13 protein-coding genes are annotated in these 14,283 nt (G+C 36.6%); 9 read left to right on the top strand and 4 right to left on the bottom strand.

Annotated features, from left to right (window positions below; translation table 11 throughout):
- Position 1 precedes the first annotated feature (1 nt).
- Positions 2-1,849, bottom strand: a complete 1,848-nt coding sequence (locus PKC21_09610) for a S41 family peptidase (GenBank protein HMR25594.1) — start codon at positions 1,847-1,849, stop codon at positions 2-4.
- Between the two features lie 194 nt (positions 1,850-2,043).
- On the opposite strand from PKC21_09610, the gene PKC21_09605 reads away from it, so the two are divergent.
- Positions 2,044-2,535, top strand: coding sequence for a hypothetical protein (locus tag PKC21_09605; GenBank protein ID HMR25593.1), 492 nt, complete (start codon positions 2,044-2,046; stop codon positions 2,533-2,535).
- Between the two features lie 112 nt (positions 2,536-2,647).
- Here PKC21_09605 and PKC21_09600 read toward each other — a convergent pair whose 3' ends face one another.
- Positions 2,648-3,334, bottom strand: coding sequence for a uracil-DNA glycosylase (locus PKC21_09600; GenBank protein HMR25592.1), 687 nt, complete (start codon positions 3,332-3,334; stop codon positions 2,648-2,650).
- 376 nt (positions 3,335-3,710) lie between these two features.
- Between PKC21_09600 and PKC21_09595 the strand changes: the two genes are divergently transcribed.
- The 7 genes from PKC21_09595 to PKC21_09565 all read left to right on the top strand — a co-directional run bounded on the left by PKC21_09595 (position 3,711) and on the right by PKC21_09565 (position 10,951).
- Positions 3,711-5,282 carry a phosphoenolpyruvate carboxykinase gene (locus tag PKC21_09595; protein ID HMR25591.1) on the top strand — a complete coding sequence of 524 codons (1,572 nt, stop codon included), beginning with the start codon at positions 3,711-3,713 and terminating at the stop codon, positions 5,280-5,282.
- A 97-nt stretch (positions 5,283-5,379) separates the two neighbouring features.
- Positions 5,380-6,774, top strand: coding sequence for a TolC family protein (locus PKC21_09590; GenBank protein ID HMR25590.1), 1,395 nt, complete (start codon positions 5,380-5,382; stop codon positions 6,772-6,774).
- A gap of 90 nt (positions 6,775-6,864) precedes the next feature.
- Positions 6,865-7,641: an ABC transporter substrate-binding protein gene (locus PKC21_09585; protein HMR25589.1), complete on the top strand. Its 777-nt coding sequence runs from the start codon at positions 6,865-6,867 to the stop codon at positions 7,639-7,641.
- A gap of 130 nt (positions 7,642-7,771) precedes the next feature.
- Complete coding sequence (locus tag PKC21_09580; protein ID HMR25588.1) at positions 7,772-9,193, top strand: radical SAM protein; 1,422 nt, start codon at positions 7,772-7,774, stop codon at positions 9,191-9,193.
- Positions 9,190-9,963 (top strand): DUF547 domain-containing protein, encoded by a 774-nt coding sequence (locus PKC21_09575; GenBank protein HMR25587.1) that lies wholly within the window; start codon positions 9,190-9,192, stop codon positions 9,961-9,963. Before PKC21_09580 ends, PKC21_09575 begins: the two co-directional genes overlap by 4 nt.
- Complete coding sequence (locus PKC21_09570) at positions 9,950-10,504, top strand: chalcone isomerase family protein (GenBank protein HMR25586.1); 555 nt, start codon at positions 9,950-9,952, stop codon at positions 10,502-10,504. The genes PKC21_09575 and PKC21_09570 overlap by 14 nt, the downstream gene beginning before the upstream one ends.
- On the top strand, positions 10,505-10,951 hold the full coding sequence (locus PKC21_09565; GenBank protein ID HMR25585.1) for a hypothetical protein: 447 nt from the start codon (positions 10,505-10,507) through the stop codon (positions 10,949-10,951). It abuts the gene before it with no gap.
- On the opposite strand, the gene PKC21_09560 is transcribed toward PKC21_09565, so the two are convergent.
- Complete coding sequence (locus PKC21_09560) at positions 10,933-12,978, bottom strand: DUF2298 domain-containing protein (protein HMR25584.1); 2,046 nt, start codon at positions 12,976-12,978, stop codon at positions 10,933-10,935. The two genes, PKC21_09565 and PKC21_09560, sit on opposite strands and share 19 nt — an antisense overlap.
- Positions 12,979-13,330: 352 nt before the next feature.
- Here PKC21_09560 and PKC21_09555 point away from each other — a divergent pair, with 352 nt between their 5' ends.
- Positions 13,331-13,819 carry a hypothetical protein gene (locus PKC21_09555; protein ID HMR25583.1) on the top strand — a complete coding sequence of 163 codons (489 nt, stop codon included), beginning with the start codon at positions 13,331-13,333 and terminating at the stop codon, positions 13,817-13,819.
- Position 13,820: 1 nt separating this feature from the next.
- Here the strand turns inward: PKC21_09555 and PKC21_09550 are convergent, their stop codons facing one another.
- Positions 13,821-14,156 (bottom strand): PilZ domain-containing protein, encoded by a 336-nt coding sequence (locus PKC21_09550; protein ID HMR25582.1) that lies wholly within the window; start codon positions 14,154-14,156, stop codon positions 13,821-13,823.
- Between the last annotated feature and the right edge of the window lie 127 nt (positions 14,157-14,283).

Genomic DNA, 14,283 nt, shown 5'->3' with positions numbered 1-14,283 from the left:
GTTACTGCAGTTGTATAAGTTGAGAAAAATAAGCATCAGATATATCCATGAGGCAATCCTCTTGTTCTACAATTTGAGAAAAGTCTTCTGGAATAGAACAACTTTCTGGCAAGGTATTGATTTGCGTTTGCTGGATGTGAGTAATGTCAATTAAGGGTAAAGTGTTAAGTGTATAATTGTCTAGATCCAGTTTGCCTGGGTTGCTTGTTATGGGTGTAGTGGGGTCTTCAAAATTAACCAAACTCAGGTAGTCAGCAATGCTAACAAAATCACTGTGGTCAAAAGGGTTATTGTGTTCTTTGTCTAACAGTTGTGGACTTAGAAAATGTGAGTAACCCAAGGGAGAAAAGAAGTACGTTTGAATCAAGGAGCGCTTTAAGGGGATATCAGCAAACAGTTCATCACGGGATTGTTGCCCTATGAATTTACCAAAAGACTGTTCACCTATAACCATGGCGGCTTGATGATCTTTCATGGCGGCAGCAAAAATTTCTGAGGTGCTGGCGGATCCACGATTCAGTAAAACAACAATTTTTGATGGGCTATTGATAAAGCTGGGATTGCGATGGTCATGTTCAGTTAAAAGCGGGTAGTATAAAAGATTTTTTCCACGCCAAGTGGTGGTCACGGCATTAGAGTTTTTTTGAAAAATTTTCATTTGTCCAGAAGAGATGGTTGTTAACATGTTGCTTAGCAAAGTTTTTTTTGGGAAAAAATACTCTCCTAAATCTTTAGCTAAAGTAAGGTAACCGCCAGGATTGTTTCTTAAATCAATGACCATATTTTTTGGGTATGAGCCATACTGATCGATATAGTGTTGAATATCTGTTTTAAAAATATACTTTAAATCTTCTTTCAATTGTTCAGAGCGAAAAGACCTTATTTTTAGGACAAAAATTGGATTTTCATTTTTCGTGCTAGGATAAAAATAACTGTAGGCAAAAAGTTGTTGCAACTGTTCAAGAGGTAAAGAGTAATTTTCATAAACATCGGTTTCTGGATCGTAGAGTTTGGCAAAAATCTTTTGTGGGTCATTATCTAATGTTTTGTTTAAAGTGATGGAGAGGGAGTGTTCATTGATGTTGAGACAGTTTTCTTCTGAAGAACAAAGGGCAACAATGTATTTACCCACCAGATCCTGACGGTATTGATTTAAAATACTTCTTGGGTGCGTGCCAAGAATATACAAATAGTTTGGATATCTAACTGAGGGACTTTCTTGTTGGCCAAGATTTAAAGGGTGGCTATAGTCTGGACGATCAAGTAAAATAAGACCAAGACGTTTGCTGGTTTCAGGCTCTTCTTTACTGTAGTCTATGCTTGATAAACCACCATCAGAAAAAGTTAAGAAATATCGATACACGGTTAAATAAGTTTCAATGAGCTTTGCATCATCATCTTTACTTAAGTTCAAATTAAAAGTTGTGGTTTGCGATAAGCTTGTAATCATGTCACATTGTTCTTGTTCTGTTGAAGGCAGTGGAACTAAACGATTTTGTTCTTGCATAGCAGTCCACGATTCATGATCAATCTCGGTTTTATCAGGATAGTTATTAAGATAAGATAAAGCATGCTGAAGTATATCGTTTTTATCACTGGCATCTCTTAACAGGTGTTTTGCTAAGGTGTCGTTGAGTAAAGCATGAAAATTATCACACATATCTTTGCGTTCGGTTGTAAAGATTCCTTTGTGTTTAATTGGAGCAACAATGTCAACAATGCTTTTTCCTGCAGCAAAATCAGTTTCTTCAGAAACGTCGGGTGTTTTTTTTTGCGTACAATTTGTTTGTATGAGGAGCAAACAAAAAACAAGGCAAGAAAACAAATATGACCTATAAGTTTTAAACATTAAGATTCCTTATATACAAAATAAAACGACGCAATGCAAAGGGGAAAAAGTATGTTTGGGCATGAAAATTTTTTAATATTAAAAACGCTTGTTTTCTTTACATTTTTTTTTGTGATTGGTAGACATGACACAGCAAAGAAGAAACTTCTTTGTTAAGTTTAATTAAACGGAGGAAAATATAAATGAAAAAACTATTGGTATTAGGTTTAGCCCTATTAACAACTGTTGCTTTTGCAAAAGACAACACTGGTAAAATTGGTATTGGTTACCAAGGCGATATCGCTGGTAACAACTTGATCAACTCTTCAACAAAATATGGTGACTGGTCAGTAAAATATGGTGTTTCTTCAAACTTAACAGTACAAGCTATCATTGGTTTCAATGCTATTGATGCCGCTGACGCTTTAAATGTTGGTGCTCGTGTATTGTATGACGTAGTAGAACAAGAAAACTCAGACTTCTATGTTGGTGCTGGTGCTATCTATAGCAGCGCAGGCAGCGATGTAAGTGCAGTTAGAATTTCTGTTCCCCTAGGTTTTGAGTGGAGCTTTGCAGGTCTTCCAGAAATCGGTTTCAGTGCTGAAGCTGGTTTAGCGATTGACTTAAACACATCTACAGGTGCTGATCAAACAGATCTTTCAACTGTTGGTGGTGGTTTAGGCGTAGGTATTCACTACTACTTCTAAGCAGAAGCTAAACTGAATAAATTTAAAAAGCCGTGTTCGCAAGAGCACGGCTTTTTTTATTTTATCTCAAAAGGTACGGCCTTACTTTTAAGAAACCTTAAAATTAAAAATCTCAAAAGTAAGGCCGTACCTTTTGAGCGGCTTCAAAAAAAATATCATCCAACATGGTTTGGGTTAATTTTTTGGTAAATGTATTTTGTTGACTGGGATGGTAGCTGCATAAGATCTTGTATGGGTTTAGGTCAATCCACAAAGCATGTTTGAATTTTTGTTTGGGGGAGGGCACATGCGCCAAAGTGTTATCTTTCAATGTTTTCAATAATGAATCATAAGCATATTGCCCTAAACAAACTATCAGTTTTAAATGATTTAAAGTTTGAAGTTCTTGAGTTAAAAAAGGCAAACAATTATCGCGTTCATCCGTTTTGGGTTTATTCTCTGGAGGTGCGCAGTGAACCACATTGCTGATCCAGGTATTGGTTAATTGTAGGCCATCATCTTTATGTGTTGATGATGCTTGGTTACATAAACCAGCTTTGTACATAGACCTAAATAACCAATCACCTGAGCTATCCCCTGTAATCAGACGTCCTGTTCTATTGGCACCATGTGCTCCTGGCGCCAAACCTAAAATTAGAATTTGGGCCTTAGGGTCACCAAAAGAGGGAACCGGTCTGGACCAATAAAGTTCATCTTTATAGGAGGCTCTTTTGTTGGCATCAATATGTTTTTGCCAATCCAATAAACGTGGACATTGCTGACAGCTGATAATGGCTTGGTTGATTTTATCCAAAGACATGAGCTTAAGCCATAGCATGTAGAACAAAAAGTTTGAACAGATTATTGCATAGAGGCTATATTGAACTGGCATCTTCAAGGCATCCACAGGTTCCATAAAATAATGAGTATTTCATGTGTTAACAAGCCTAAAAATACAAAAACATCAATAGTCAGCATTTTGGAAAAAGTTTTGTACATGATGTTTAAAGTTTATGATGCACAGCATAAAAAACTTGCTTTTGCTTCAAAAGTGTCATATGAGTGGGTTCTCTCAAAGCCGGGGGCAAGGCTTAGGTTTTTTGATAATCATTTGAAATCAAAAGACTTTTTCTATTAGATTTGAGAAAAAACTAAAAAAATGGTAATAATGGCAAAAATTTTTCAAAGGATGCACAATGATACAAACACAAGTGAAAGAGAATAGCATGGTGACCCAAAACAGCAAAAAACAGCAGTCAGAGTTTACGGTTCAACCCCAAGCGGCAGAGGTTATTAAAAATAGCAGTCGTGAAGAACTGAGAATGATGGCCAAACAAGAGGAAAAGACCACGGAATATTACAGTGCTGCTTATGTTGCCAAATTCAAAGCTAGAAGTGCAGCTTTTACCCGCACAACTGTCGATGGCCAAGTTACTGCGGAAGATAGAAAAGTTATTCAAGAGATTCAGGAGTATTTAAAAACCACCCCTGTCATTGAGGTGGACAGACAGCTTTGTCAAGGTGAAAGTAATGATGTCTATGCTTGTCGTTTATGGGTCACTAAAAAATATGCCCGCTTAGCCCACATGTTTCATGCCAGTTTAGGAAAAATCACAAAAAAATTTGAAAAGCCAGATATGTTTGTAGTGGATGTTCCTGAGTATCCTGGTGAAAGACGTATTTTAGTAGACCCTGATGCCTGTGTAACCTATGTTTTAGGTTCAGATTATTATGGAGAAATCAAAAAAGCGTTTTTAAGAATGGTCATGTACGATGGTAAACAAAAAGGTGGACTAGGTTTGCACGCAGGCTCCAAAGAAGTGTGGGCTAAAAATGTAAAAACTGGCGAGATTGATCGTTCGGGTATTTTGTTTTTTGGTTTATCAGGAACAGGTAAAACCAGTTTGACTTGTCATGATTTTAACTTGGATACAGATGCTGGTGAACAAGTAAGAGTAAGACAAGATGACGTTGTGATTTTGCAAAACAATGGTTCAGCCAAAGGAACCGAGATTGAAGGTTTTTATATTAAAACAGAAGGTTTAAATCCTGTTGACCAAAAAGCATTGTATCAAGCTGCGGTGTGTAAAGAGGCAATCTTTGAAAATGTTTGGGTTGATGATGCGGGTAATGTTGATTTTGATAATTGTGAGATTTCTCAAAATGGTCGTGCAGTGGTTCCTGTTTCTAAGGTTATCAACACTGATGGTGATATTGATATGCCTTTGGCCAATAAGATTTTTTTCATTACACGTAACCCATTGAGTCCGCCTATTTCAAAATTAAGCCAAGAACAAGCTGCAGTGGCCTTTATGTTGGGTGAATCCATTAAAACTTCAGCTGCTGATCCCAATGCTAAAGGTGAGGCTGTGCGTGAAGTGGGTACCAACCCATTTATTGTTGGTTCAAAAGATGAAGAAGGTAATCGTTTTTATGAAATTTTAAAAGCCAACCCTAGGATTGAGTGTTATTTACTGAATACCGGTAAATTTGGCAGCCATGAAAAATCTGAAAAAATTAAAATTTTAGATACCATTGCTATGTTAACAGCAGTATGCAGAAATGCAGTAGAATGGGCCAAAGATGAGATTTTGGATGTAGAGATACCAGTGAATGTTGAAGGTATTGATATGAATCGTTTTTCAGCAGAAAATTTCTGGGATAAAGAAACTTTTAAAACTGCTTTAAAAGAGCTTAGAGAAGCACGCAAAGCCTGGTTAGATCAGTTTCCAGCCTTACAAAGCAAAATAACTGATGCTTTGTACTGATAAAAAAGGAAGGTAAAATGAAAAAGCCCACAAAGTTTTTACTTTGTGGGCTTTTTACTTGGCCAAATTTGGCGAAAACAGGTAGAAAGCCAAGAAAATGAGATATTTAGTAAAATTATGGAGTATGGTTTTTCTCTGCATGGTCAGTGTGCAGGCTTTTGCACAAAATGACAGTAAGGCAAACCCTGCAACAGTCAAAACCATTGGCTTGAAAGATGCTATTGAAGCGGCCACGCAGTATGCGCCGCAGTTGGATATTTCTGAGCAAGAATTGGCTTTGCGTCAAGCGCAACATGGTAGAGCCACTGCGGGCATGATTCTTCCACAATTGGAAGTGGATATCTTAACAGGGGTTGTCCCGGATTTACCAGAGGGTTTTGGTCCGGCCAATGATTTTCCTGACTACAATGCCAATTTGAAAGAGTTGGGTCCATTTATTCGCAGTAAATTAACGTTTGTTCAACCTGTGTTTTTATTCAATCGTTTGAACAATTTAAAAAAAGCCGCGCGCAATGGTGTATTATCGGCAGAACAGGGTTTAAAAGCCAAGCAAAATGAAGTGATAGAGCAAGTGCAAACCGTGTATTGGACACATGTTTATTTGCAAAACATTAAAGATTTTGTAGCAGAATTATTGGATAGAGCCAATCAGGCCAAAGATAGAGTTCAAGAGCGTTTGGACAGTGGTTCGGGTGAAGTGACAGATATTGACTTAATGCGAATCAAAGTGTTTATCAATGAAACCCAAAGACGTGCTGCTGAGGCGCAAAGGGGCTTAGATATTGCTGAGTATTCTTTAAAAATGTTGATGGGTTTAAACAGTGAACAAAAGATTACCATCCAAGACAGTCAGCTGCCTAAACCAACACTTAATCTGCAAAGCAGTGAGCATTATATGGCACGTGCAAAGGTGGCCAGACCAGAAATACAACAATTGGAAAAAGCAGTTTTGGCCCAAAAACACTTAACTTTATCAAAAAGAGCAGAGTTTTTTCCCAATATTTTTATTGCCGGCCAATGGGAGTTATCGGATGCGCCAGGCAGAGCTACTTTTTCTAACCCGTATATCAATGATGGTTTCAACAGAAATATTTTTGGCGCCAGCTTTGGTATCCGCCAGAATTTATCTTTTCACAACATAGCGGCTGAGTACAAAGAAGAAAAAGTGAAATTAAAATTAGCACAAAGCCGAACAAACTTAGCCTTACAAGCCATTGAATTGGATATAAGAGATAAGTACCTGAATCTTAAGGCTAAGCGTGAGGCTTATGATAGTTCAACCCAAGCCTTAAAATCAGCCAGAAGCTGGGTTTTGTCTTCAACACTCAACTTTGGCGCAGGTTTAATGGATGCCCGTGAACTGTTAGAGTCTTTTGTTGGATATGCTAGCGTAAAAGCCAACTTTTATGAGGTACTTTATAATTATCATAAAGCCTATTTTGCCCTTAGACGCGCAATTGGGGAAGATATTAGGGTAGAAAAAAACAACTGATTTGCGCTTGCATGCTTGGCAAAAGGGTTTATCTTGTCTAAAATTGACTGGATTTTTGATGAGGCCGCTTAAAATAGCGAGGAGAATAATATGAAACATTTATGGGTAATGATCTTAACTTTATTGATTGCGTCTTGTGCTAACAAAGGCAATGCAGTTAAAGCAAGCAATGAACAGGCAAAAAAAGCTGATACAGAAATAAAAGCCTTAGATAAAGCTCAGCAAGAAAAAAATACTGCCAATGCTGCAGAAGTAAAACATATTCAAAAAATAGAAAAAACAGATGGCCAAAAAGAACGTATCAAAATTAAATCTGAACAAGAAAATATAGAAGAAGATCAACCTTTAGCGGTGATAGCCAACTATACTAAAAAATTACGCAGTTATGTAGATCAACCTAACTCTAAAAATAGAGAAGATAGTATTGCCCAGCAAGTTAGAGAATTTTTTAATTTTGAAGAGTTGGCAAAGAGAAGCTTAGGCAGACATTGGAACACGCAAAGTGAAAAAAATAAAAAACAATTTTCTGATTTGTTTATTCAATTGGTTGAAGGTTCATATTTAAAGCGCTCACGTCAAATTATAGGTGATTATGAGGTCACATTTAAGAATCAAAAAATAAAAGGTGATAACGCCAGTGTTACATCAACGGTATCGCAACAAGATGCCAATATTGATATTAAATATGATCTGTTACAAAAAGGTAAACAATGGATGATTTACAACATTACTTTGGATGATGTGAATTTGGTTCGTACCTATCAGAGTCAATTTAATAAAATCATCAAAGACAAAGGTTTCCCTCATCTCATCAGTTTGATGAAAAAGCGGGTGGAAGTTCAAGAAAAAGACGATATTGCAATATAATAACGTTCTTAAGCTAGGATGTGTAATACAGCGCACCTAATGAGATAGGCGAAATATAGCTTTATTCTTTGGTTTATCCATGTATGATGATGGCATACAGATAATAGTTTAACGTTTCTCAAAGGCCATCATGAACAAAACTCCCACCTACCTGTCTGATCAACAAATTCAAACTTGGAAACCTTATTCTAATCCACCCAAAGATGGGGTTTATAAAACCCAGACCAAACAACGCATGCAAGATAACAATCAATGGCATGATTATCAGATGGCTGGACGACGTTGGCCCATTGGCTGTGTGTCTTTAGAGATCACCCAGCGTTGTAATTTGGATTGCACTCTGTGTTATCTTTCTGATGCTTCAGAAGCGGTGAAAGATATCCCACTTACAGAAGTATACAAACGTTTGGATGATATTTATGAGCACTATGGGCCAGAAACAGATATTCAAATCTCAGGCGGTGATCCCACACTTAGAAAAAGAGAAGAACTGATTGCTATTGTTGAATATGCTGCCCAGTATCGGTTTAAAACCTCATTGTTTACCAACGGCATTTTAGCCAAAAGAGATTTATTGCTGGATTTAAAACAAGCAGGTTTGGTGGATGTTGCTTTTCATGTTGATTTAACCCAAGAGCGTAAAGGCTTTAATACAGAAGTTGAGCTCAATCGTATTCGTGAAAAATACATTGAAGCAGCGCATGGTACCGGGTTAAACATTTTTTTTAACACCACAGTTTATGAAGGTAACTTTCATGAAATTCCGGATTTGGTTCGTTTTTTTAATGCGAATGCAGATAAAGTAGATTTAGCTTCATTTCAATTGCAAGCTGATACAGGCAGAGGCGTGCTTAGAGAACGTGATTTTATGATTACTCCAGAAACTGTCAGTGAAAAAATTAATGCTGGTGCTGGCTGCACAATTAATTTTGATGTTGCCCACATTGGTCACCACGATTGTAATCGCTATGGCATTGCTTTGGTTGCAGGTAATAAAGCTTTTAATTTTTTAGAAAAAACCAAGCTATTTAAAACCATTGTCCAACAGTCAGCAGAATTTAATATAGATCGTGAAGAAAAAGCAAATACCGGAAATTATTTTGCCAAGCTTGTGTTAACTAAACCTTCACTTTGGTTACCGTTGATGGGGTATGTATTAAGAAAATTATGGGCCATGAAAGGTGCCTTGCTTCAATCAAAAGGTAAAGTACAAAAAATGACTTATTTTATTCATAATTTTATGGATGAAAAGCACCTAGATCAAGAGCGATGTGAAAGCTGTGTATTCATGGTTGCAACCCCACAAGGTCCAATTTCAATGTGCGTGCACAATGCAAAACGTGATGACTTTATTTTGCAAAACCTCACCGTTAAAAATGGTGAACAAGAAGCAACATGGAACCCATTGACAGGGACAACGGTAGACAACAACAAACAAAACCCAAATAAAAATCAATTGGATCTAAATGAATTGCCTGTTAAACGTCTTAAAGGCCGTTATCGACAAAAGAAAATCAATGGTGAAGACAGTGAAATACTGCCAGTGCTATGAAAAAAAATATTAAACATGGCATTGTTGCGATTATGGTGTTGATGGTCTTGTCAGCATGTGTGCGCAAAATACCTCGTCTTAACAGCAAAGCTGAAATTGACCATGTTCAGGCTATCAAGGCTTACGCCAGTGTTTTAAGTCAATATGTCAATGATCAAGGACAAGTTGATTTTAAATGCTTGGTTAAACAACAAGATGATTTAAATCTCTACGTGCATTACATTGCTCATACTCCTTTTTCTGAATTTACTTCAAAAAATGCGCTATTGGCCCATATGATCAATAGCTACAACGCCATGTCCATGTACAATGTGCTAGAAAGTTTTATTCCACAAACCAATCAAGGTTTTGGCAAAATACGCTTTTTCTTTTTAACCAAGTTACACATTGCCCAAAAAAAAATGTCTTTGTACACGCTAGAAAATAAGTACATACGAAAAAAATTTGATGAACGAATTCACTTTGCCTTAAATTGTATGTCGGTTTCTTGTCCGGTTTTACCAAAAAAACCATTCACAGCCGATAACATTGAACAAGAACTCAATGAAGCGCGGCGCATTTTTTTTAGTGAAAAACGCAATTTAGAGATCAATTCAGATAATAAAACGGTTTATGTTTCAGAAATTTTAAGTTTTTATAAAGATGATTTTATCAGTGAGCAAAGCCCAACATTGATTGATTACATTAATCTGCATACAGACTTAAATATTCCCAAAGACTATAAAATTAAATTTATTCCTTATGATTGGACCATTCATGGGCAGGGTTAGATTTATTATTTTTATTGCTTTTAGTTTTTGTTTTTTTCAGCTTCAGGCTGAAGAAAAAAAACTATTCCCAGACACGGTTACAATTAAACAGCAAAAATTGATAAAAATAGGACAAGGTAAGCGAAAATACTATTGGGCCAATGTCTATGAAGCTGCGCTTTATGGGCATGATGATTTAAAACCAGCTAGTACAGATAAATTATTAAAACAGGAAAATCCAATACTGATTCGTTTAAAGTACAACCATAAAGTGGATTTAAAAGCAACACAAGAAGCTTGGATAAAATCAATAGAAAGCAATTGTAATACTTGGTGTGAAGATATTAAAGACAGTAAAAAAAAGTTTATTTCACAAGTGCAAGCTATAGAAAAAGATGAGTTACAAGATTACCAGTTTTTAAAAACAGGCTTAAAAATTTTTAAAAATAAAAAACCATGGATAGACTTGGAAGATACTACCTTTGGTCAAGTCATACTAATGACTTTTATTGGTGAACATCCTCCCACCAAACAGTTAAAAAAAGATTTGTTGGGAGAGTAAATGAAAATTGTTTTATTTATTATTCGCTATCTTTTTGTTCTTATTTATCTGACAACATCTTTGGGTAAACTTTTAGATAACCGTGGTTTTGCGCAAGCCATAACAGCATATCAGTTACCAGGTTTAGGGCAAATGAATGGCTTTGTTTTGAGTTTTGCTCTGGCATTTAGTTTGTTTGAATTATTTTTGGCTTATGCACTAACCACAGGTAAAAAATTGCTTGTGACAGCCTATGCTGTGTTGGCAGTGCAATTGATGTATCTTGTTTTGGCACTTGTAACCCTTTACCGTGGAATTACTATTGATAATTGTGGTTGCTTTGGTGTGTTTTTGCAAAGACCATTAACCACTGCCACCGTTTATGAAGATTTGCTGTTATTGATTATGGCAATAGCGCAAGCCTTGTTGATTAAAAAATACCATCAACATCAAAAAGCTGCTTTATAAATACTGACATGCCCATTGCTAAATGCAAGAGGGTAAGTAGACAATACGTTTTGTAAGCTTTGGCTGTAGATTTCTTTTTCTTTGGCAGAGACAATAATCCACTTAACACGGTATTTTTGTAAAAAAGCATTGCATTGTTCTTTGCTAGGGTTTTTATTTAAATTGATAAAATCTGATAAACGGGCAATAAATAAATTTTTACCATTTTTTCGCCAGGTTACTTGATGTGTATACCAACCAAAAACAGAAGGTCTACCACTGAAGGTAGAAAATTTTGCAAAGCTATGATCGGCACCTCCCATCAGTTCCCAAATAATATCTTGAGCATGCGTGTGTTGTCTTAACCAAACAACTGCTTCAGCTTGGCCGGGGTAGCTGGTTTCCCAGTTACGCATACCATTTAGTGTTAAAGGTTTATCAATGTTTTGTGTTACTCTCTGAGCGCTTGCTCTTATAGGATAATACAATGAAATTAGGGCTCCCAAACATAAAGTCAGCAAGTAGCGTTTTTTGTTGAGCAATTGTGAACGCTCAATAAAAACAGGAACACTAACGGCCAGTCCCCACCAAGCCAAGTAATAAAATTTAAAAACAGTGTTAAGGCGTAAACTTTCTAAAGTGGCATCAACAGATATAAATTCACAGCCCAAAATAGTTAGCAGTGATAGAAGTAAAATAGCTTTATGCCAACTTTGTCCCAAGTTTTGAAAAACCCTGTTTCTGATCAAAAATAAGATGATGGTTATGAGTGTAGCCGCTACCCAACCCAGAACAAAACCCCCAACAAGCAGGCTAGCCAATAGCAATAATAAAGTTATTTTTTTATGTTTTAATTCTAGCAATTGAGAAGATGAAATGTTTTTGACATAAAAAGCAAAAAAAACAAGGAGAATAAAAGAAAAGGGTCCCCAATGCAGCATAAAGTCAGGCCATGGGCTACGAAGAGCTTTTTCTACATAGAAAAGACCCGTTTTGCCTGGGGCTTCATACAAGGCAAAAAAATAAATAAAATAAAAGAAAGCCAAGAATAAATGAATGATTAAATACTTAATATGTTTATGAAAGGCATACAGGCATAAAATGATAACAAAAGGCATTTGCCAACTGTTGGCCATATAATGTACACCTGTCATCAAAGGCGCTAAAAAATAGAGCAAGATCTTTGATTGCTGGGCATGGGGGTTGTTTAAATGCCGTTGACTTTGCATCCAAATATAGACGGTGATGGGAACAAACAAAAGAGCAATATAATGAGCATGCATGTCACCCAGCAAAAAAGAAAAGTAGGGGAACTCTGTAATGACTCCGGGTATGGCTTTGGAAGAGTTGGCCCAGTTAAAACCACCTTTGTAGTCATGCATTTTAGTGGCCCAACGAACCCACTCCCAGTTCCCAGCAAAAAACACTAAAAATACCGAGATTAAGCGTGTACTGAGCTTAGCGGCGTAAAATTTAAGCAGGTCGTAACTGGTGCTGCATAATAAGGCCGCAACCGTACTGGTAATTAAATTCATGGCAAACTCAATAGGAATATTGAGTATTTGAATCAGTGGGACAAATAAAAGATGTGTAAAATAGTAGTAGTTAAGGGCATAGCCGCTTAACCAACGGTCCATGGGCGGAAAACTAGAATCTAAAATCAAGCTTTGCATTAAGGCCATGTCGGAATATTTTTCGTAGTTATCCAGCTGAGGAAAAAAATGCCGTAACAGCAAAGCCAAGATCAAAACTGTCCAAAAAATATAACTCTCTATTGAAAAACGTGGAAGCTTAAAAAACTTGGTGTTTTTTTGAGGTTTAAGGAAGAGAATGAAGCTCGGAAGCAAAGCCAAACAGGCCATCAGTACGGAAGAGTTAAAAGAAAAGACGGATCCTAGAATCCAATAAAAGTAAGCCCAAACAATAAAAAACAGACCAAATAGCAATGACTTTTTGCTTTGCTGGGGCTCTTTGCCGACAAAAACAGAGAGTAAAGTCCTTAATAATAACAGCGCCAGCAGCCACTTGATCAGATGAGAGTTTAACATTTTTGCAATTTAAACATAAAGACTGGCATTAGGCACGCAATTATAGGTGATTGAGCGTGTTATTTAGATGCATGTACTGACGCATAAGTGTGTATAGGCCTGTGGATAAGTCTGTGCAAAACTGGGAAAGTATTGAAAATTAAAGGATCTAAGAAAAAAAGCGTATTTTCATTTACTTTTATAAGTGTCTGAATTTGTTTGTTTTTAAAAGGTCAAATTTTTATTTTTATTTTTTTAATTTTTTAAACAATAAAATGACTTATCCACAGCTGTGGATAAGGTGTTGATATAATGTATGGCAATGTATAGTCACATTAATAGAAAAGCTTAGCGTCTTATGTTATAAACAGATATGACCTTTACAAAACTATCTACATTCTTTACCAATCTACTTTACATGACAGAGCTTGCGAAAAGAAAAATTCAGTCGCGTTATCCGCAGGATACAATTGTGGCCATCAATGCGGCAAAAGCAATTAAAAGTGAACAGAGCATGCAAGTTCAGCGGGGGATGCAGTGGATTAATTCCCGGCGAGCTGTTGTTTGTTTAACAAACAAAAGAATCATATGTAAGGATTGGGAAATTCCACTTGAGTCGATTAAAAATGCTGAAATGATGATTTTTAAGAGTTTTTTGAGCCAAGGACAAGTGTTAAAAATTGAAACGTTTGCAGGAATGCATTACCAATTTGGTATGCAGCATCAGCCAGCGTGGTTAAAACAAACGGTATTTAACATTGAAGTTGTACCCTGCGAGTTAAAAATGTCAAAATTTTCATGGCTGGTCCGGGCGGTACTTATGCTTTATCTCGGCTATGTTTTGTTTAAAACCTTGCTTTAATTTAAGTACTTTGGGTGGCCATAAAGAAGCTCAGTTCTTTAAACGCAAGCTCAGATAAATCAGAAAATTGGACCCCAATCAGGGTTTCTTTATCACTGGCCTGACTGATCCGGGTTATTTTTGCTTTTAGACTTAAAGCAGTGGCACTGCCTGGAAGTATAAACTTTAAGACTACAGATTCATTGGGTGAGATATCATGGTGATTTTGATAGTGAACAACCAAAGCCATGCCTTGCAAAGAAAAATTTTGAGCATAACCAAAAGCAATAGGGTCAATACCTTGACAGTCGACACGCATGGAAACTGGAATACGAGAAGCTTTACGTTTTTCAATCATAAGTTGAGATATGCATACCATTAATGGATGAGGCAAAGCAATTTTATATTGTTTTGGCCGCAGGGGGAGAGCAAATGAAAACGACGTTTTTCATTTGCGAGGGGGAAGGGGGTTTCCCCTATAAAAA

It is taken from the genome of Oligoflexia bacterium (assembly GCA_035326705.1).
GTDB lineage: Bacteria > Bdellovibrionota_G > JALEGL01 > JALEGL01 > JALEGL01 > JALEGL01.
This window is presented reverse-complemented; position numbering and strand designations above follow the sequence as displayed.